This is a genomic window from Streptomyces sp. NPDC046379 (assembly GCF_055587785.1).
Genome location: NZ_JBVJFP010000011.1, coordinates 37336 through 55777, shown reverse-complemented (window position 1 = coordinate 55777; position 18442 = coordinate 37336). Strand labels below are relative to the sequence as shown.

General features: G+C 74.6%; 16 protein-coding genes. 5 read left to right on the top strand and 11 right to left on the bottom strand.

The features are described 5' to 3' along the window. Positions 1-115: 115 nt before the first annotated feature. Positions 116-1390, bottom strand: a complete 1275-nt coding sequence (locus tag ACZ6KF_RS20080) for a DUF6777 domain-containing protein (protein ID WP_469239478.1) — start codon at positions 1388-1390, stop codon at positions 116-118. A gap of 119 nt (positions 1391-1509) precedes the next feature. Between ACZ6KF_RS20080 and ACZ6KF_RS20075 the strand changes: the two genes are divergently transcribed. Then, entirely contained in the window at positions 1510-2931 is a 1422-nt protein-coding gene (locus ACZ6KF_RS20075; RefSeq protein WP_469239618.1) for a lipase maturation factor family protein, read from the top strand. A 171-nt stretch (positions 2932-3102) separates the two neighbouring features. Here the strand turns inward: ACZ6KF_RS20075 and ACZ6KF_RS20070 are convergent, their stop codons facing one another. The 5 genes from ACZ6KF_RS20070 to ACZ6KF_RS20050 all read right to left on the bottom strand — a co-directional run bounded on the left by ACZ6KF_RS20070 (position 3103) and on the right by ACZ6KF_RS20050 (position 7374). Continuing rightward, a complete protein-coding gene (locus ACZ6KF_RS20070; protein WP_469239616.1) occupies positions 3103-3216 on the bottom strand; it encodes a hypothetical protein in 114 nt (37 codons plus the stop codon). A 171-nt stretch (positions 3217-3387) separates the two neighbouring features. After that, entirely contained in the window at positions 3388-4302 is a 915-nt protein-coding gene (locus ACZ6KF_RS20065; RefSeq protein ID WP_469239476.1) for an amidohydrolase family protein, read from the bottom strand. Further along, positions 4299-5282 (bottom strand): aldo/keto reductase, encoded by a 984-nt coding sequence (locus ACZ6KF_RS20060; RefSeq protein ID WP_356629100.1) that lies wholly within the window; start codon positions 5280-5282, stop codon positions 4299-4301. Before ACZ6KF_RS20060 ends, ACZ6KF_RS20065 begins: the two co-directional genes overlap by 4 nt. Continuing rightward, entirely contained in the window at positions 5279-6037 is a 759-nt protein-coding gene (locus ACZ6KF_RS20055) for an SDR family NAD(P)-dependent oxidoreductase (protein WP_469239474.1), read from the bottom strand. Before ACZ6KF_RS20055 ends, ACZ6KF_RS20060 begins: the two co-directional genes overlap by 4 nt. Continuing rightward, positions 6034-7374: an enolase C-terminal domain-like protein gene (locus ACZ6KF_RS20050; protein WP_469239472.1), complete on the bottom strand. Its 1341-nt coding sequence runs from the start codon at positions 7372-7374 to the stop codon at positions 6034-6036. Before ACZ6KF_RS20050 ends, ACZ6KF_RS20055 begins: the two co-directional genes overlap by 4 nt. A gap of 158 nt (positions 7375-7532) precedes the next feature. On the opposite strand from ACZ6KF_RS20050, the gene ACZ6KF_RS20045 reads away from it, so the two are divergent. Beyond that, entirely contained in the window at positions 7533-8288 is a 756-nt protein-coding gene (locus tag ACZ6KF_RS20045) for a FadR/GntR family transcriptional regulator (protein ID WP_469239470.1), read from the top strand. Here the strand turns inward: ACZ6KF_RS20045 and ACZ6KF_RS20040 are convergent. Next, a complete protein-coding gene (locus ACZ6KF_RS20040) occupies positions 8272-11289 on the bottom strand; it encodes an alpha-mannosidase (protein WP_469239468.1) in 3018 nt (1005 codons plus the stop codon). The genes ACZ6KF_RS20045 and ACZ6KF_RS20040 overlap by 17 nt on opposite strands. 233 nt (positions 11290-11522) lie before the next feature. Between ACZ6KF_RS20040 and ACZ6KF_RS20035 the strand changes: the two genes are divergently transcribed. Then, the gene (locus ACZ6KF_RS20035) at positions 11523-12869 is read left to right on the top strand and encodes an amidase (protein ID WP_469175088.1); all 1347 of its coding nucleotides are present in this window, start codon (positions 11523-11525) and stop codon (positions 12867-12869) included. 52 nt (positions 12870-12921) lie between these two features. Here ACZ6KF_RS20035 and ACZ6KF_RS20030 read toward each other — a convergent pair whose 3' ends face one another. Then, positions 12922-13095 carry a hypothetical protein gene (locus ACZ6KF_RS20030; protein ID WP_356629112.1) on the bottom strand — a complete coding sequence of 58 codons (174 nt, stop codon included), beginning with the start codon at positions 13093-13095 and terminating at the stop codon, positions 12922-12924. A gap of 659 nt (positions 13096-13754) precedes the next feature. On the opposite strand from ACZ6KF_RS20030, the gene ACZ6KF_RS20025 reads away from it, so the two are divergent. Both ACZ6KF_RS20025 and ACZ6KF_RS20020 read left to right on the top strand, forming a co-directional pair. Further along, positions 13755-14018 (top strand): hypothetical protein, encoded by a 264-nt coding sequence (locus tag ACZ6KF_RS20025; protein ID WP_469239467.1) that lies wholly within the window; start codon positions 13755-13757, stop codon positions 14016-14018. Next, positions 14015-14170, top strand: coding sequence for a hypothetical protein (locus ACZ6KF_RS20020; RefSeq protein ID WP_356629194.1), 156 nt, complete (start codon positions 14015-14017; stop codon positions 14168-14170). The genes ACZ6KF_RS20025 and ACZ6KF_RS20020 overlap by 4 nt, the downstream gene beginning before the upstream one ends. Here the strand turns inward: ACZ6KF_RS20020 and ACZ6KF_RS20015 are convergent. The 3 genes from ACZ6KF_RS20015 to glgC form a co-directional block, all read right to left on the bottom strand. Continuing rightward, a complete protein-coding gene (locus tag ACZ6KF_RS20015) occupies positions 14149-15624 on the bottom strand; it encodes an SDR family NAD(P)-dependent oxidoreductase (protein ID WP_469157890.1) in 1476 nt (491 codons plus the stop codon). The genes ACZ6KF_RS20020 and ACZ6KF_RS20015 overlap by 22 nt on opposite strands. Before the next feature lie 102 nt (positions 15625-15726). Further along, positions 15727-17064: a wax ester/triacylglycerol synthase family O-acyltransferase gene (locus ACZ6KF_RS20010; RefSeq protein WP_469239464.1), complete on the bottom strand. Its 1338-nt coding sequence runs from the start codon at positions 17062-17064 to the stop codon at positions 15727-15729. A gap of 120 nt (positions 17065-17184) precedes the next feature. After that, positions 17185-18405: a glucose-1-phosphate adenylyltransferase gene (gene glgC / locus ACZ6KF_RS20005; RefSeq protein ID WP_356629118.1), complete on the bottom strand. Its 1221-nt coding sequence runs from the start codon at positions 18403-18405 to the stop codon at positions 17185-17187. Between the last annotated feature and the right edge of the window lie 37 nt (positions 18406-18442).

The window sequence follows — 18442 nt, the reverse complement described above, 5'->3', positions numbered from 1 at the left end:
GCCAGTATTTGCCCGGATATTCGACCGGGTCGGATCGGACCGGTGACCGGACCGGTACTCGTTGACCGGTGACGTCGGTGACGTCGGTGCCGGTTCGGTGACACGGGTCGGCGCGTCAGTCGGCGAACACGCCGGTCGGGCTGCCGAAGATGCTGCCGTCCGCCTCGCCGGCGCCATCGCCGCCGCCGTCGCCGTCGCCGTCCGGGCCATCCGGCTCGTCGGGGGCGTCGGGGACGAGTCCGCCGCCGTCGGGCGGGTCGGGCGCGTCCGGTACGGTCGCGGGTCCCGCGTCGCCCGCCCCGGCCTCCGGCCTCGGTACGGCGTCCGCGGCGTCCGCGGGCTCCGGGACCCCGGCCCCGTCGTCCGCCGCCCGGGACGGATCGGCAGGACCACCCGGCTCCCGCGGCGACCCCGAGGCGGTGTCGGCGAGCACCGGCGGCTCCTCGGGGTCCGAGGACTCCGAGGACTCCGAGGACTCCGAGGACTCCGAGGCCGGGTCCGGGGCGTTCGCCGCCGACCGGTCCTCGGCCGGGCTCGCGCCCACGCTCGGGCTCGCCGCCCGGTCCGTGCGCTCCGCCCCGTACGGCCCCGGCATCACCCGGTCGTGCCGCACGTCCGCCCCCACCTCGCGCTCCACCCACGCGCCGTCGTCGATGTCGACGATCGTGAACGTCCCGACGGCCCGGGGCGCCGGCGTCACCACGACGACCCGCTCCGGCCGGTACCCCGCCCACGTCCCGGCCGCACCGCCGACGGCGCTCCGCGTCGGGACCGGCGGCGCGAGCGGATTGCCGCAGGCGCAGCGCACCCGCGGGACGCCCCGCGTGTCGACGAGCACGGCGGTGCCCGCCTGGAGGGCGGCCTGGTACGCCACGGCCCGGCCGGCGCGGTATCCGTGCCCGGTGACGCGGGTGTCGGCGCGCAGCACGACCGGGGTGAGCGCACGCAGGTGGGCCGGGATCGCCGCCTCCACGATCCCGGCCGCCCCGGCGAAGGCGCGCGCCCTGTCCGGGTCCGCGGTCGGCAGGCGGTCGACGTCGCAGTCGGCGGCCCGCCGGCGACCGGCGTAGAGGCCGGGCGTGCCGCCGGAGTGGCGGCGTACGCCCGTGAGGGCTGCCGCGGGGTCGGCGCCGGAACGGGAGCGCGCGGCCGGGGGCGTTCGGGTGAGCGGTGGCGGGGTAGCCGGGGAGGTGGCCGTGGCGTCCGTGAAGGGGCCGGGTCCGCGGGCCGCGGCCGGCAGGAGGACGAGTCCCGCGCCGGACGGCGCGTCGTACCGCGCGGCGCGTTGGTCCCCCGGCCGGGCGATCTGGCCGACGACGCCGCACCCGGCGACGAGCAGCGTCGTCAGGAGGGCGCAGGCCGCGCCGAAGGCTCCGGTGGGTCTGTGCACCGTGTTCTCCCGACTCGTCCGGGCAGTTCGTTCACTATTGTCTGCTTCACTCGCTCGGGTCACGCAAACGGAAGAGACGCTGACGCGCGGTGACGAGGGCAGGAGAGGAGCGCACGGGCGTGGACTGGTTCACCGCATCCGACTACTGGCTGAGCCGGCTGGTCTTCCAGCGGGCGCTGGCCGCCGTGTACCTGGTGGCGTTCCTGACGGCGGCCCTCCAGTTCCGGGCGCTGATCGGCGAGCGCGGGATGCTGCCGGTGCCGCGGTTCGTGGAGCGGACGTCGTTCCGGCAGGCGCCGAGCCTGTTCCGGCTGCACTACTCCGACCGCTTCTTCGCCTGCTGCGCCTGGGCGGGGTGCGCGGTGTCGGCGGCCCTGCTGGCGGGGCTGGACTTTCTGCTGCCGCTGTGGGGCGCGATGCTGCTGTGGCTGGTCCCCTGGGCGCTGTACCTGTCGATCGTCAACGTGGGCCAGACCTGGTACGGGTTCGGCTGGGAGTCGCTGCTGCTGGAGGTCGGTTTCCTCGCCGTGTTCCTCGGCAACGACGAGGTCGCGCCGCCGGTCGTGGTGCTGTTCCTGCTGCGCTGGATCCTGTTCCGGGTGGAGTTCGGCGCGGGCCTGATCAAGCTGCGCGGCGACGCGTGCTGGCGGAAGCTGACGTGTCTGGACTTCCACCACGAGACCCAGCCGATGCCGGGCCCGCTGAGCTGGTTCTTCCACCGTCTGCCGAGGCCGCTGCACCGGGTGGAGGTGGCCGCCAACCACGTCACGCAACTCGTGGTGCCGTTCCTGCTGTTCGCCCCGCAACCGATCGCGTCGGCCGCCGCCGCGCTGATGGCCGTCACGCAACTGTGGCTGGTGCTGTCCGGGAACTTCTCCTGGCTGAACTGGATCACCATCGTGCTGGCCCTGTCGGCGATCCGCTTCCCCGGCGAGTCGCCCTCCGCGCCCGGCGCGCCGCTCTGGTTCGTCGTCGTGGTCCTGGCCGTGGCCACGCTGATCGCGTTCCTCAGCCACCGGCCGGTGCTGAACATGGTCTCCCGCCGCCAGGTCATGAACCGCTCCTTCGACCCGCTGCACCTGGTCAACACCTACGGCGCGTTCGGCAGCGTCAACCGGGTCCGGTACGAGATCGTGATCGAGGGCACGGCGGACCCGGTGGCGCGCGAGGACTCCGACTGGCGCGAGTACGAGTTCAAGGGCAAGCCCGGCGATCCCCGGCGCTGGCCGCGCCAGTTCGCCCCGTACCATCTGCGGCTCGACTGGCTGATGTGGTTCGCGGCGCTCTCCCCCGCCTACGCCGGAGCGTGGTTCGGCGCGCTGGTGGAGCGGCTGCTGGAGAACGACCGCGACACGCTGAGGCTGCTGCGCCGCTCCCCCTTCCCTGCCGACGAACCGCCGCGCTTCGTCCGCGCCCGGCTGTTCCGCTACCGCTACACGACCTGGCGCGAGCTGCGGGAGACGGGCGCGTGCTGGGAGCGGACGTTCGTGCGCGAATACCTGCCCCCGACGCGGCTGGCGAGGGCGGCCGGGGGTGCGTGAGGCGCGTCGTCAGCGCTTGGCCGCGACGTGGTAGGCGTTCAGCGGGTCGTCCTCGACCGTCTTGACGTCGACGGCGCGGAAGCCGGCCTCCGCGACCATCCGGAGGGCCGTCTGCTCGCCCCGGACGGCGCCCAGCCGTCCCGGCGAGGTCGTCGGGGCCGGCCTCGGTGGTCAGCGAGGCGGCGTGCCCGGGCGGGAGCCGGTACGCGCCCCGCTCCGGCTCGTACTCCACGACGCCGCCGACTCGCGCACGTACCGCTCGTCCAGGCCGGCGGCCGCGGCGATCTCCGCGCCGGTCGACGGCGGAAGGCCGGCCGGCGTCGAACGGGCCGTCCTGATGGCCGACGCCGTTGAGCAGCGCGAGCGCCCCCCTTCCGCCGATCCGCATTCGCCGCATTACGCCGGCATTCTCCCGGCGAGTCGCCCGCACGGGGAAGGCGGGACGGCCTGTCCGGGTCAGAGGCCGTAGACGCGGACGGCGGTGCCCTCGAAGACCTCCGTCCGCTCGGGCCCGCTCAGGCCCTCGGTCAACTCGTGCGCCGCGGCGAGCACTTCGCCGTAGTCCGCCGCCAGGGTGCTCACCGGCCAGTCCGAGCCGTACATCAGCCGGCCGGGACCGAAGGCCTCCAGGACGGTGTCGGCGTACGGGCGCAGGTCCTCGACGGTCCAGGAGGCGGGGTCGGCCTCGGTGACCAGGCCGGAGAGTTTGCAGACGGTGTTGGGCAGGGCGGCGAGGGTGCGCAGGTCGCGGGCCCAGGGGTCGAGGGAGCCCGAGGCGACGGGCGGTTTGCCCGCGTGGTCGAGGACGAAGGTCAGGCCGGGGAGGGCCCGGGCCGCCCCGGCGCAGGCGGGGAGTTGGTGCGGGAGCACGACGAGGTCGTAGACGAGTCCGGCGTCCGCGACGGCGGCGAGGCCGCGGCGCACGTCCGGGCGCAGCAGCCACTCCGGGTCGGCCTCGCCCTGCACCTGGTGGCGGACGCCCTTGAGGCGGCGTCCGCCGGGGAGGGCGCGGAGGCGGGCGAGTTCTTCGGCGACGTCGGGGCGGGTGAGGTCGGTCCAGCCGACGACGCCGGCGATCAGGCCGCGCCCGGCAGCCGGCCCGTGCCGTTCCTCCCGTTCCTCCCGTTCCTCCCGTTCCTCCCGTTCCTCCCGCTCGTCGCGCTCATGGGCGAGGGCGAGGAGTTCGGGGGTCTCCTCCGGGACGGTGACCGTCTGGACGAGCACCGTGCGGTCGACGCCGGCCGCGGCGGCCTCGGGGGCGAGGTCGGCGAGGGTGAAGTTCCGCCGTAAGGGGGCGAGTCCGCGTCCACGGATCCAGTCCTGGTCGCGTACCGAGAGGTCCCAGACGTGGTGGTGGGCGTCGACGGTCACGCCGGGTCCCCGGTGGGCACGGGGGCGTCGGGCGGGAGCAGTCCGGTGTCGCGCAGCTCCTGCCAGAAGGCGGGCGGGACGGGGGTGCGGAACTGTTCGGCGCAGTCGTCCACCTCGGCGGCGCTGCGGGCGCCGGCCAGGACGCTCACGACCGCCGGGTGGGCGGCGCAGAAAGCCAGGGCGGCGGCGCGCAGGGTGGTGCCGTGGCGCTCGGCGAGGGACTTCAGGCGCAGGGCGCGGTCGAGCAACTCGGGGGGCGCGGCGGCGTAGTTGTAGGTGGCCCCGGGCTTGGGATCGGCCAGCAGGCCGGAGTTGAACGCTCCGCCGACGACGACGGCGACGCCGCGCTCCTCGGCGGCGGGGAGCAGTTCGGTGAGCGCGCTCTGGTCGAGGAGGGTGTAGCGGCCGGCGCACAGCACCACGTCGACGTCCGTCTCGCGCACGAAGCGGGTGAGCATCTCCGCCTGGTTCATGCCCGCGCCGATCGCGCCGACGACGCCCTCGGAGCGCAGCCGCTCCAGTGCCGGGTAGCCCTCGCGGAAGGCCTGTTCGGGGTGGTCGTCGGGGTCGTGCAGGTAGACGATGTCGACGCGGTCGAGGCCCAGGCGCTCCAGGCCGGCCTCCAGGGTGCGCCGTACGCCGTCGGCGGTGAAGTCCCAGACGCGGCGGTGGGTGGCGGGGACGGCGAAGCCGTTGGCCAGGTCGTCGCCGACGGAGTCGGGACGGCCGACGGGTTCCAGGCGCCGGCCGACCTTGGTGGAGAGCGTGTAGGCCTCGCGCGGGTGGGCGCGCAGGGCGGCGCCGAGGCGGCGTTCGGACAGGCCGAGGCCGTAGTGGGGCGCGGTGTCGAAGTAGCGGACGCCCTGCCGCCAGGCGGCGGTGACGGCCTCGTGCGCCTGCTCGTCGGTGAGCGGGGCGTACAGGTTGCCGATCCCGCCGCCGCCGAAGCCGAGCGGGCCCATGTCGTGGCGCAGGCTCATCGTGCCCCCTCCGGTCGCAGTCGCAGGCCCTGCATGCCGCCGTCGACGGCGAGGGCGGTGCCGGTCGTCGCGCCGGACAGCGGGCTGGCCAGGTAGGCGATGGCGCCCGCGACCTCGGCGGCGGAGACGAGACGGCCGGTGGGCTGCCGGGCCTCCAGCGCGGCGCGTTCGGCGGCCGGGTCGTCGGCGGCGTCCAGCAGCCGGGCGACCCACGGCGTGTCCGCGGTGCCGGGATTGACGCAGTTCACGCGGACGCCCTCGCGCAGGTGGTCGGCGGCCATGGCGAGGGTGAGGGACTGCACGGCCCCCTTGGTGGCGCTGTAGAGGGCGCGCTGCGGGAGCCCGGCGGTGGCGGCGATGGAGCAGGTGTTGACGATCGCGGCGTGCTCGGACCCGCGCAGGTGGGGCAGGCAGGCGCGGGCCGTGCGGACCATGCCCAGGACGTTGACGTCGAAGACGCGGTGCCACTCGTCGTCGGGGTTGTCCTCCACGGTGCCCTGCGCGCCGATGCCCGCGTTGTTCACCAGGACGTCCAGGCCGCCGAGTTCGGCGACGGCCGCCGCGACCGCCGGGCGCACGGAGGCGTCGTCGGCCACATCGGCCCGGTACGCGAGCAGCGGCTCGCCGACCGGCTTCGGGTCCAGGTCCAGTACGGCCACCCGGGCGCCGCGCGAGGTCAGGAGTTCCGCGGCGGCCCGGCCGATGCCGCTGGCGCCGCCGGTCACCAGGGCCGTGAGGCCCTCGAAGTCGTTCATGCCGTCCGCCCCTTCTCGCGGTCGGGGTCGGCGGCCCAGTACGCGCCGCCGGGATAGGTGTACCGCGCGACGGACTCGGGCCGCATGGCGGCGGAGAAGCCGGGCGCGGTGGGCGCCGTGTAGTGACCCTCGCGGATCACCACCGGGTCGAGGAAGTGGTCGTGCAGATGGTCGACGTACTCGATGGCGCGGTCCTCGGTGGTGCCGGCGACCGCCACGTAGTCGAACATCGCCAGGTGCTGGACGAGTTCGCACAGGCCGACGCCGCCGGCGTGCGGGCAGACCGGCACCCCGAACCGGGCGGCGAGCAGCAGGACGGCGAGGTTCTCGTTGACGCCGCCGACGCGGGCGGCGTCGAGCTGCAGGACGTCGATCGCGCCGGCCTGGAGGAGTTGTTTGACCACGATCCGGTTCTGGGCGTGTTCGCCGCTGGCGACCTTCACCGGGGCGACGGCCCGGCGGATCGCGGCGTGGCCGAGGATGTCGTCGGGGCTGGTGGGCTCCTCGATCCAGTAGGGGTCGAACTCGGCGAGGGCGCGGGTCCAGCGGATCGCCTCGTCGACGTCCCAGCGCTGGTTGGCGTCGATCGCCAGGCGGACGTCCGGGCCGACGGCGGCGCGGGCGGTGCGGCAGCGGCGGACGTCGTCGGCCAGGTCGGCGCCGACCTTGAGCTTGATCAGCCGGAAGCCGTCGGCCACCGCGGCGGTGGCGAGCCGGGTGAGCTTGGCGTCGTCGTAGCCGAGCCAGCCGGCGGAGGTGGTGTAGGCGGGGTAGCCGCGCTCCAGCAGGGCGCAGGCGCGCGCGCCGGCGCCCTCCCGGCCACGGCGCAGGAGGTCCAGCGCCTGCTCGGGGGTGAGCGCGTCCGTGAGGTAGCGGAAGTCGACCTGGCGGACGATCCACTCGGGCTCGGCGTCCGCGAGGAACCGCCACAGCGGCTTGCCGGCGCGTTTGGCGGCGAGGTCCCAGACGGCGTTGACGACGGCGCCGATCGCCATGTGCATCACGCCCTTCTCGGGCCCGAGCCAGCGCAGCTGGCTGTCGCCCACCAGGTCGCGGCTGAGGGTGGCCGGGTCGGCGCACAGCTCGTCGACCGACCGTCCCACGACATGCCCGCGCAGTGCGTCGATCGCGGCTACCTGGACGTCGTTGCCCCGCCCGATGGTGAAGGCGAACCCGTGTCCCTCGTGGCCGTCTCCGGCGTCGGTGCGCAGGACGGCGTAGGCGGCCGAGTAGTCGGGGTCCGGGTTCATGGCGTCGGAGCCGTCGAGGTCGCGGGAGGTGGGGAAGCGGATGTCGTGGGTGTCGAGGGCGGTGATGCGGGCGGGGGTGGGGGTCACTGCTGGCCCTTTCGTGGGCGACGGGGCGACTGCCGCATACTTATCAGACCACTTGGGCCCGGCGACACCCCGCAAGCCGGAAAACTCTCTCCAACGGACGTAATGGTCGGACCACTTCTCCCGCTACACTGCGGCGACGCACCGACGGGAGAAGCCACGTGGACGAGACCGCGGCCGGGGGGCCCGCCGCCCGCAGGGGCACGGTCACTCAGCACGCCATCGAACGGATCAAGGCGATGATCGCCGACGGCCTGCTGGAGCCCGGCCAGCGGCTGCCCACCGAGCGGGACCTCGCGGTACGGCTCGGCCTGTCCCGCAGCTCGATGCGGGAGGCGATCCGCGCGCTCACCGTCCTCGGCGTGCTGGAGGCCCGGCACGGCTCCGGCGTCTACGTCACTCAGCTCAGGGCCGGCGACCTGCTGGAGACGTTCGGCGTCGTGGCCGATCTGTCCCGCGGCCCACGGCTCGCCGAACTGCTGGAGGTGCGCCGCGTCCTGGAGTCGGCGGCGACCGCGCTGGCCGCCGCCCGGATCACCGCGGAACAGCTGGCGCAGGTCGGGCGCCATGTGGCGGCGATGGAGGCGACCGACGACCCGGAGGAGGTCCTCGCCCACGACCTCGCCTTCCACCGCGCGATAGCGGCGGCCTCGGGCAACGAGACGCTGGCCGCCCTCCTGGACGGCCTGTCCTCGCGCACCTTCCGCGCCCGCGTCCACCGGGGCCGCCACGAGGAGGGCGCCTTCGCCCGCACCCGGCGGGAACACGCCGCCATCCACCGCGCCCTGGCCGCCCGCGACCCGGAGGCGGCCCGCGCGGCGGCGGCGGCGCACGTGGGCGAGGTGGAGGCGTGGCTGCGGGAGCGGGACGGGTCCGGCTCCGGAGCCCGGGCGTCGGGCCCTACCGCCGGAGCCTGAGCGTCATCAGCTGGAACGGCCGCAACGCCACGGCGATCCGGTCGCCGTCGGCGGTGACCGCAGGCGCGTCGGGCAGCGGGCGTTCCAGCAGGTCCGTGACCTCGACGCCGGTGACGGGGAAGCCGGCCGTCAGGGTGGTCCGGGCCCGGCCGCCGTGGGCCTCGTGGAAGCGGACGACCACGTCGCCGCTGCGGTCGTCGGCCAGCTTGACGGCCGTGATCACGACAGCGTCCGCGTCGGCCGTGACCAGCGGGGCGACCTCGGCCGCGCCGGTGTGCCGCCGCTCCGGCAGGTTGATCCGCCAGCCCTCGCGCACCGCGTCCCCGATGTCCGCGCCCGGCACCAGCGCGTGCCGGAAGCGGTGGACGCCCTGGTCGGTCTCGGGGTCGGGGAAGCGCGGGGCGCGCAGCAGGGAGACCCGGACCGTGGTGGTCGTGCCCCGGTCGGCGCCTGCGCGGACGGTGCGGGTGACGTCGTGGCCGTACGTCGAGTCGTTGACGACCGCGACGCCCCAGCCGGGTTCGGCCACATGGACGAAGCGGTGGTTGCAGGCCTCGAACTTGGCGGCCTCCCAGCTGGTGTTGGTGTGGGTGGGCCGGTGGACGTGCCCGAACTGGGTCTCGGCGGCGTACCGTTCGGCGTGCACGTCGAGCGGGAAGGCCAGCTTGAGGAACTTCTCCGTCTCGTGCCAGTCCACCTCCGTGTCCACGACCAGCCTCCGCTCCCCCGGCGGCAGCGACAGCACCTGGGTGACGCGGGAGGCCCCGAAGGACCGGACGACGCGCACCGACGCGCCGTCGTCCCCGGCGGCGACCTCGTCGGCGTCGGTCAGGTCGGTGACGGTGTTGCGGTAGAACTCGTCCACGTCCCAGGCGTCCCACTTGTTCGGGAAGTCGGGGTGGAGTTGGAGGAGGTTGGCGGCCCCGCCGGGGGCGACGGTCTCCCGGCCGGCGGCGATGTCGTACACCGACACGACCAGTCCGGCGGGGTCGATTCCGACGCGCAGCAGCCCGTTGTCCAGGACGTGGCCGCCGGCCGGGCGTGCGGTGAGGGTGGTGCGGCCCTGGGCCACGAGGGGTGCGGCGCCGCCGGCCGGGACGCCGGAGCGGGTGTGCGGGGCCGCGTTGAAGACGAGCGGCATGGCGCCGTCGCCGGCCAGTGCCCGCTGGGCGGCGTCGACGATCGCCTCCAGTTCCGCCGCGACCCGCTCGTAGGTGCGGCGGGCCTCGCGGTGCACCCAGGCGATGGAGGAGCCGGGCAGGATGTCGTGGAACTGGTGCAGCAGCACGGTCTTCCAGATGCGGTCCAACGCGTCATAGGGGTAGGGGAATCCGGTGCGTACGGCCGCGGTGGCCGCCCACAGCTCCGCCTCGCGCAGGAGGTGCTCGCTGCGCCGGTTGCCCTGCTTGGTCTTTGCCTGGCTGGTGAGCGTGGCGCGGTGGAGTTCGAGGTACAGCTCGCCCACCCAGACGGGCGGGGCGGTGTACTCGGCCTCGGCCTTGGCGAAGAACGCGGCCGGGGTCTCCCACTCGACGGTGGGTGAGCCCTCCAGGCTGCGCAGCCGGGTGGCCCGGGCGACCATCTCGCGGGTGGTGCCGCCGCCCCCGTCGCCCCAGCCGGTCGGCGCGAGGGAGTGCCGGGCGGCGCCCTTGTCGCGGAAGTTGCGCACCGCGTGGGCGAGTTCGGCGCCGCTCATGGTGCAGTTGTAGGTGTCGACGGGTGGGAAGTGGGTGAAGATCCGGGTGCCGTCGATGCCTTCCCAGAGGAAGGTGTGGTGCGGGAAGCGGTTCGTCCGCGACCAGGAGATCTTCTGCGTCAGCAGATGGCGGGAACCGGCCGCGGCGATGATCTGCGGGAGCCCGGCGGCGAAGCCGAAGGTGTCCGGCAGCCAGGCCTCCTCGTTGTCGACGCCGAACTCCTCGATGAAGAACCGCTTGCCGTGCACGAACTGCCGGGCCATCGCCTCCGAGCCGGGCATGTTGGTGTCGGACTCCACCCACATGCCGCCGGCCGGCACGAACCGGCCGTCCGCCACGGCCTTCTTGACCCGCGCCCACACCTCGGGCCGGTGTTCCTTCACCCAGGCCCACTGCTGGGCCTGCGACATGGCGAAGACGAACTCGGGCTCGTCGTCGATGAGGGCGGTCATGTTCGCGGCCGTGCGCGCCACCTTGCGGACCGTCTCGCGCAGCGGCCACAGCCACGCCGAGTCGATGTGGGCGTGGCCGACCGCGCTGATCCGGTGCGCGGAGGGCGCGGCCGGCGCGGACAGGACCGCGGTGAGCCGCGAACGGGCGTCGGCGGCGGTGGCGCCCACGTCCTGGAGGTCGACGGCGTCGAGGGCGCGCTCCACCGCGCGCAGGATCTCCCAGCGGCGCGGCGACTCCACCGGCAGCTCGGCCATCAGGTCGCCGAGCACCTCCAGGTCGGCCACCAGCTGCCACACCGTCTCGTCGAAGACGGCGAGGTCCATCCGGCCGAGGGTGTACTGCGGCTCGCTCCCGGCGGTCTCCCGGTCGCCGAGCGGCGTCGGCCGGAAGCCGCGGTCGCCGAGGATCACCGGGTTGGACGCCGCCTCGATGTGCAGCCGCACCCGCTCGCCGCCGGCGACGGGGGCACCGATGCGGACCCACTGGTTGCGCGGGTTCAGCCCTTTCACGGGGGTGCCGTCGGGGCGGTACACCAGGCCCTCGCACTGGAAGCCCGGCATGTTCTCGTCGAACCCGAGGTCGAGGACCGCCTCCACGGTCCGGCCCGCCCACTCCTCGGGCACGGTCCCGGTGACCCGGAACCAGCTGGTGCCCCAGGGGACGCCCCACCGCGCGCCGGCCCCGATGGGCTCGTGCGGGGCGGCAAGGCCCTCGGCGACCGGCACCGGCTCGCCGGGCGCGTGCCACACCGCCACTTCCAGCGGCACGGACCGCGGGTGCACGGCGGGGCGGACGCGTTCGTCGAGGACTCGCTTCAGACGGGCCTCGACCAGGGTGCGGTCGTCGTGCATACGGGGGTCCTCCCGGTTCGTCGTCGGTCGGCGGTCGGTCGGGGTGTCGGCCGGAGGCCGGCGGGCGAGGTCCGACGCTGTCTACAGCTCCCCTGCGGCGGACGCTTCGAACCGTCCGGCGTCCGGGGGACCGCCGGACCGGTCGTCTCGACGCGGGGCCCGGCTCGGGGGCACAGTACGTACTCACCAGTAAGCCTCATCGCCAGTCAGCCCACATGAGCCGAGGAGCGCCCGTGACCAGCTGGGTCGGACGGACCGCCGTCGAGATCGCCGCCGCCGTACGGGAGAAGCGGGTCACGCCGCGGGAGGTGGTCGCCGCGCACCTGGAGCGGATCGAGCGGCTGGACGGCCGGATCGGGGCGTTCCGCCGGGTGCGCGCCGAGGCCGCGCTCGCCGAGGCCGACGAGGTGGGCGCCCGCGCCGATCTGGCCGAACTGCCGCTCGCCGGCGTGCCGGTGGCCGTCAAGGACAACGTGGCGGTGCGCGGGGAGTCCCTGCGCATCGGCTCGGCGGCGACTTCTCCGGCGCCCGTCGGCCGGGACCACGTCACCGTGGCCAGGCTGCGGGCCGCGGGCGCGGTGGTCGTGGGGCTGACGAACGTCCCGGAGCTGTGCGTGTTCGGCACGACGGAGGGCGTGCACGGCACCGCCCGCAACCCGTGGGACCTCGGCCGTACGGCGGGCGGTTCGTCGGGCGGGAGCGCGGCGGCGGTCGCCGCGGGGCTGACGCCGGTCGCGCTGGGCAACGACGGCATGGGCTCGCTGCGCATCCCGGCGGCCAACTGCGGGCTGGTGACGATCAAGCCCGGTCACGGGGTGGTGCCGGCGGGCATCGGCGAGGGCGACTGGTTCGGCATGTCGGAGAACGGCCCGCTGGCGACGACCGTGGCGGACGCGCGGCTGATGCTGTCCGTCCTGGCCGACGCGTGGCCCGTACGGCGGGAGAGGCCCGGCACGCTGCGGGTCGCCGTCTCGCTGCGCAGCCCGATCGCCGGGGTGCCCGTGGCCGGGCCGTACACGGAGGCCGCGCGGGAGGCGGCCGGGGTGCTGATGAAGGCCGGTCACCAGGTGCGGCGCGCGGATCCGCCGTACCCGGTGTCGCTGGGGGCGGTCGCGCTCGCCCACTGGACGGCGGGCACGCACGTCGACGCGGCGGGGCTCGACCGGCGGCTGCTGGCCCGGCGCACCCGCGTCCACGCCGCCGTGGGCCGGCTGTTCACGGGGGTGGCTCGCGGCGGCGGGAGCCGGGAGGCGCTGCGGCGTCGGCTGGAACCGTTCTTCGCGGAGTACGACGTGCTGCTCACGCCGGCGCTGGCCCGGCGCGCGCCGCGGGCCGAGCCGTGGCACGAGCGGGGCTGGCTGCGCAATGCGGCCGTCAACACCGCCTACGCGCCGATGACGCCGCCGTGGAACCTGACGGGCTGGCCCGCCATGGCCGTCCCCATGGGCGCGCTGCCGTCGGGCGCGCCGTGCGCGGTCCAGCTGGTGGGGCCGCCGGGGACGGAGGCGCGGCTGCTGGAGGTGGCCGAGCGGCTGGAGAGCCTGCGCCCGTGGCGGCGGACGGCGCCGGTGGCGGAGTAGGGACCGGGCATGGGCGTGAGTGGGACACGCCCATGCCGGGGATCGCGAGGCGTCAGTCGACGCTGGGCAGGATGTGCGGCTCGGCGAGGTCGTCCTCGTAGCCCGCCAGGCGGATCGGGGCGGACCTGGCCCACACGTCGAGGCTGCCGAGCTCGCCGGGCCGGCGGCCCGCCCGCTCGGTGCGTTCCCTGGGGCGCTGTTCGCGATTCGTCTTCTCCGGTGTCACCGCGCACTCCTTATGTGTCGGTCACCCCGCCGGGGCCGCGCCGGCCGGTCTGCGGTCCGCTGCCGACGCCCGCGGGGGTCGTGGGTGTTGCCTGGTCGGACGCGGTGGCGTCGGTAACTCACCGGAGAGCAGGCCGTTGTGCACCGGCCGGTCCCGGGACGGACGATGGGTGTGGGTGGGGACCCGTTGTCGCTGTCCGTCCACACCAGGTTAACCAAATGAGCGGCCCCCCGCTCGATGGGGACGGAAAACAATGCGTAACCGTAACGAGTCACCACCCGCACAACATGCGGACATGTGACGGTATTTGTTACACAAAGGACTCAAAGCGACTCGGGGTGACTCACCCATTCGGCTCATCTCCCGAACATCGGTGCCCTCTTGCGGCGTCGTGGGCCGCGCAGTTCGGGTCCCGTTGGCCGGTTCGCAAGGCGGCCATGATCCGCCGGCGGACGCAACGGCTTGTCCGGCGGGAGGACTGACGCATGGAACTGCGCAGTGTCGAAGAGCTGATGGAGCTGCTGAACGCCCGCCGGGGGCGCCCGGGACATCCCGGAGTGCACCGGCGACCCGGTCGACCCGCACGAGCACGCGCTGCAGACGGCCGCGCTGCTGCGCCGAAGTCGCCCCGCCGACAAGGCACTCAGATCGCGGGCCTGGTGCACGACGTGGGCCGGCTGCTGCGCCCCGGCCACGGCCCCGCGCGCCCCGGCCACGGCGCGGACGCGCTCCGCCCGCTGCTGGGCGAGCGGGTCTCCCGCCTGGTACGGCTGAACGTGTCCGCCGCCCGCTACCTCGCCCTCGTCCCACCCGACCGCGGCCCGTCCCCGCGCGGCGCGCTCGCCCTGGTGCGGCAGGGCGGCCCGACGACCCCGGCGGAAGCCGCCGGGGTCGAACAGCCCCGCTCGCCGAGGACGCCGTGACGCTGCGTCAGGCCGACGCCGCGGGCCGCGTCGCCGGCTTCGACGCGGGCGTGCCGGAGGACTGGCGCACGGTCCTGGAGCTGGTGGCGGCGCGCCGCGCCCCGCTGCCCGTCCCGGACGCCGTCCGGCATCACCACTTGCCGGGCGCGTAGTCCTTCAGGAAGACGCCGTACAGGTCCTCGCCCGCCTCGCCGCGCACGATCGGGTCGTACACCCGCGCCGCGCCGTCGACCAGGTCGAGCGGGGCGTGGAAGCCGGCCTCGGCGAGCCGGACCTTGTCCGGGTGCGGGCGCTCGTCGGTGATCCAGCCGGTGTCGACGGCCGTCATGAGGATGCCGTCCTTCTCGAACATCTCCTGCGCGCTGGTGCGGGTGAGCATGTTCAGGGCGGCCTTGGCCATGTTGGTGTGCGGGTGGCCGGCTCCCTTGTAGCCGCGGGCGAAGACGCCCTCCATGGCGGAGACGTTCACGATGTAGGTGCGGCGCGAGGCGGAGGCCGCCATCGCCGGACGCAGCCGGCTGATCAGGATGAACGGCGCCGTCGAGTTGCAGAGCTGCACCTCCAGCAGCTCGATCGGGGTGACCTCGTCGACGGTCTGGACCCAGCTGTTGGTGTCGTGCAGGTCGGGGACGAGGCCGCCGGCGTCGATCGCGGTCCCGGCCGCGATGCGCTCCAGGGAGGCGGATCCGGAGACCAGGGCGAGGTCCGTCACCTCCTGCGCGGTGAGCGCGCCGCCGCCCGCGACGGGCAGGGCGGCGACCGCGCCGGAGCCGAAGGTGCCGATCACCTCGGCGGCGGGCAGTTCGCCCGCGGGCAGCGGACCGGACTCGGCGGCGACCAGCTCGCTGTAGGCGCCCGGGGAGCGCCGTACGGTCTGGGCCGCGTTGTTGATCAGGATGTCCAGCGGGCCCTCGGCGGCCACCGACTCGGCCAGCGCGACGACCTGGGCCGGGTCGCGCAGGTCGATGCCGACGATCTTCAGCCGGTGGATCCACTGGTCGCTGTCGGGCTGGGCCTTGAAGCGGCGGATCGCGTCGTTCGGGAAGCGCGTGGTGATCGTGGTGTGCGCGCCGTCGCGCAGCAGCCGCAGTGCGATGTACATGCCGATCTTGGCCCGGCCGCCGGTGAGCAGCGCGCGCTTGCCGGTGAGGTCGGTGCGCGCGTCGCGGCGGGCGCGGTTCTCGGCGGCGCACTTCTGGCAGAGCTGGTGGTAGAAGTAGTCGACCTCGACGTACCGCGTCTTGCAGATGTAGCAGGAGCGCGGACGCTGGAGTATCCCCGCGATCTGCCCCTCCTCGACCCGCGAGGACGGCAGGATGCCCTCGGTCTCGTCGTCGATGCGCTGCGCGGAGCCGGTCGCGGTGGCCTCGGTGACCGCCCTGTCGTGCGCGGTCTTGGCGGCCCGGCGCTCCTGGCGGCGGCGCTGCTTGACCGTGCGGTAGACGCCCGCGGTGGCCCGGCGCACGGCGATCGCGTCGGGGTGGTCCACGTCCAGCTTGTCGAGTTCCTCGAGCACGCTCAGGCAGACGGCCAGCCGCTCCGGGTCGATGCCGGGCCCGTACACGACCTCGTCCGTGGCCGCCGAGCCGTCCTCTGTCACCGTCATCGCGCTGCCGTTCCCTGGTTCCGCCGTGCGGCGCTCCGGTGGCCGCCGCATTCGAACGGCAGATTTTACGGAGCGCGGGCCGCACCGCCAAACCCGTCATGATCACGGGGCGCAGGCCGCCGACAGCGTCCGCGCCTCCTCGGTCAGGGCGCGGGCCAGCCCGTCCAGGTCCGGCACGGCCCGTCCGTCGGCGACGAGGCCGTAGTGGACGCGTCCGCGGTACGTCGAGACGGCGATCGCCAGTGACTGCCCGCCGGCCAGCGGGGCGAGCGGGAAGACCTCGGTGAGCGGGTTCCCGCCGAGTCTCAGACCGAGGCCGGGCAGCGGCACGCTGGTGACCAGGACGTCGAACCAGAGCCGGGCGGCCTGGCCGACCAGCGGGCCGCCGAGCCGGTGGCCGAGGGCGGGGACGTGGTCGGCGAGCAGCGCGACGGCGCCGGGGCCGCGGTCGGGTCCGGCGTCCTTGTTGCGGTCCATCGCGGTGCGCACCGCGTCGAGGCGGCGGCGCGGGTCGGGGTCGTCGACCGGGAGCCGCAGCAGGTACCCGGAGAGCCGGTTGCCCTGCGGGTGGGCGGTGCGCGGGCGGCGCCGGGAGACGGGGATCAGCGCGCGGGGCGCCACGCCGTCGCTGCCGTCGCCGCGCTCGTCCAGCCAGCGGCGCAGCGCCCCGGCGACGACGGCGATCAGTACGTCGTTGACCGTGCCGCCGGCCGCCTTGCGGACGCGGTGCACGTCGTCGAGGTCGAGGACCGCTCCGGCGGTTCGGCGGGTGCCCGACGGCTCGCAGACCAGGGCGGGCGAGGTACGCATGCCCAGCGTGGCCCCGGCGACGCGGGCGCCGATGTCCAGGGCGCGGGCGGCGTCGGCGAGGGCGCCGCGCAGCAGCGCGGGGAGCCCGCGCACGTGGGGCACGGGCAGCGCGGGACGCGCGGGCGGTTCGGGGCGGGGGCGGTGCGGCGGCAGGTCGGTCGGATCCAGGACCGCGGCGGCGAGGGTCAGCGCGCGCAGTCCGTCGGCCAGGGCGTGGTGGAACTTGAACAGCACCGCGAAGCGGACGCCGTCCAGGTCCGGCACGACGTGCGCCTCCCAGGGCGGCCGGCCCCGCACCAGCGGGCGCTCCATGAGCCGGCCCGCGGCGTCGTGGAAGTCGGCGGCGGGCTCGTGCAGCCGGACGTGATCGAGCGGGTCGAAGCCGGGGTCGGGCTCGCGGGCGGCGCCGCCGAAGGCGTACGGGGCGGCGAGCGGCTGCCAGACGTCCCGGATGCGCATCCGCAGTCCCGGCACGGCGGCGGCGCGGGCGGCCAGCAGGTCGGCGGCGTGGGCCCCGGCGGAGGGCGAGGCGGCCGAGAACACGCCGAGGGCGCCCAGGTGCATCGGGCTCCGCTCGGACTCGATGTTCCAGAACGCCAGGTCCAGGGGGGCGAGCAGGTCAGGGGTCACGGGGGCCTCGCGTCGACGGTGGAGGGGCTGCAGTCAACCGTCCCGGCCGATTACGGTCAAGTACGATCAGGCTACGCACAGTTAACAACAGATTAAACGCGGCCCCGTGCCCCCCGCCCGCTACGACACCCGCCGGCCCTTGCCGAGCGCGATCACGCCGCCCTTGGACACCGTGTACAGCTCGCCGTCCCGCTCCGGGTTCACGCCGATCGTCGCGCCCGGCGGCACCTCGACGTTCTTGTCGAGGACCGCGCCCCGCACCACCGCGCCCCGCCCGATGTGCACGTTGTCGTGCAGCACCGATCCCTGCACCACCGCCCCCGGGTCGACGACCACGCCCGGCGACAGCACCGACCGGGTGACCTGCCCGCGGATCAGGCAGCCGGCGCTGATGATGGACTCGCTCGCCATCCCGCCGGCGTTGAAGCGGGCCGGGGAGAGCTGGTAGGAGTGCGTGTAGATCGGCCACTGCCGGTTGTAGAGGTTGAAGGCGGGCCGCTCGGCGATCAGGTCCATGTGGGCGTCGTAGTAGGCGTCGAGCGTGCCGACGTCCCGCCAGTAGCCCTGGTCGCGGCTGGTCTCGCCGGGGACGTGGTTGCCGCCGAAGTCGTACAGCGCGGCCTCGCCCCGCTCGGTGAGCTGGGGCAGGATCGAACCGCCCATGTCGTGCACGGACTTGGGGTCCTCGGCGTCGCGCTGGAGCGCCTCGATGAGGGCCTTGGTGGTGAAGACGTAGTTTCCCATGGAGGCGTAGACGCAGTCCGGGTCGTCGGCCAGGCCCGGCGGGTCGGCGGGCTTCTCCAGGAACCGTTCCACCGTCCGCCCGTCCGAGCCCGGCGTGATCACGCCGAACGCGGACGACTCGGTCCGCGGCACCCGTATCCCGGCGACCGTCACGCCGGCCCCGGACTCGATGTGCTGCTCGACCATCTGCCGCGGGTCCATGCGGTAGACGTGGTCGGCGCCGAACACCGCGACGTACTCGGGCCGTTCGTCGTGGACCAGGTTCAGGGACTGGAGGATCGCGTCCGCGCTGCCCAGGTACCAGCGCGGGCCGAGCCGCTGCTGCGCCGGGACGGGCGTGACGTAGTTGCCGAGCAGGCTCGACATCCGCCAGGTGGTGGTGATGTGCCGGTCCAGCGAGTGCGACTTGTACTGCGTGAGCACGCAGATGCGCAGGATGTCGCCGTTGACGAGGTTGGAGAGCACGAAGTCCACGAGGCGGTAGGTGCCGCCGAAGGTGACCGCCGGTTTGGCGCGGTCCGCGGTCAGGGGCATCAGGCGTTTGCCCTCCCCGCCCGCGAGTACGATGCCGAGCACCGAAGGCCCACCACGACGCATGGCCGCTCCCCTCACCCTGGTTGACCCAACTTCTGCC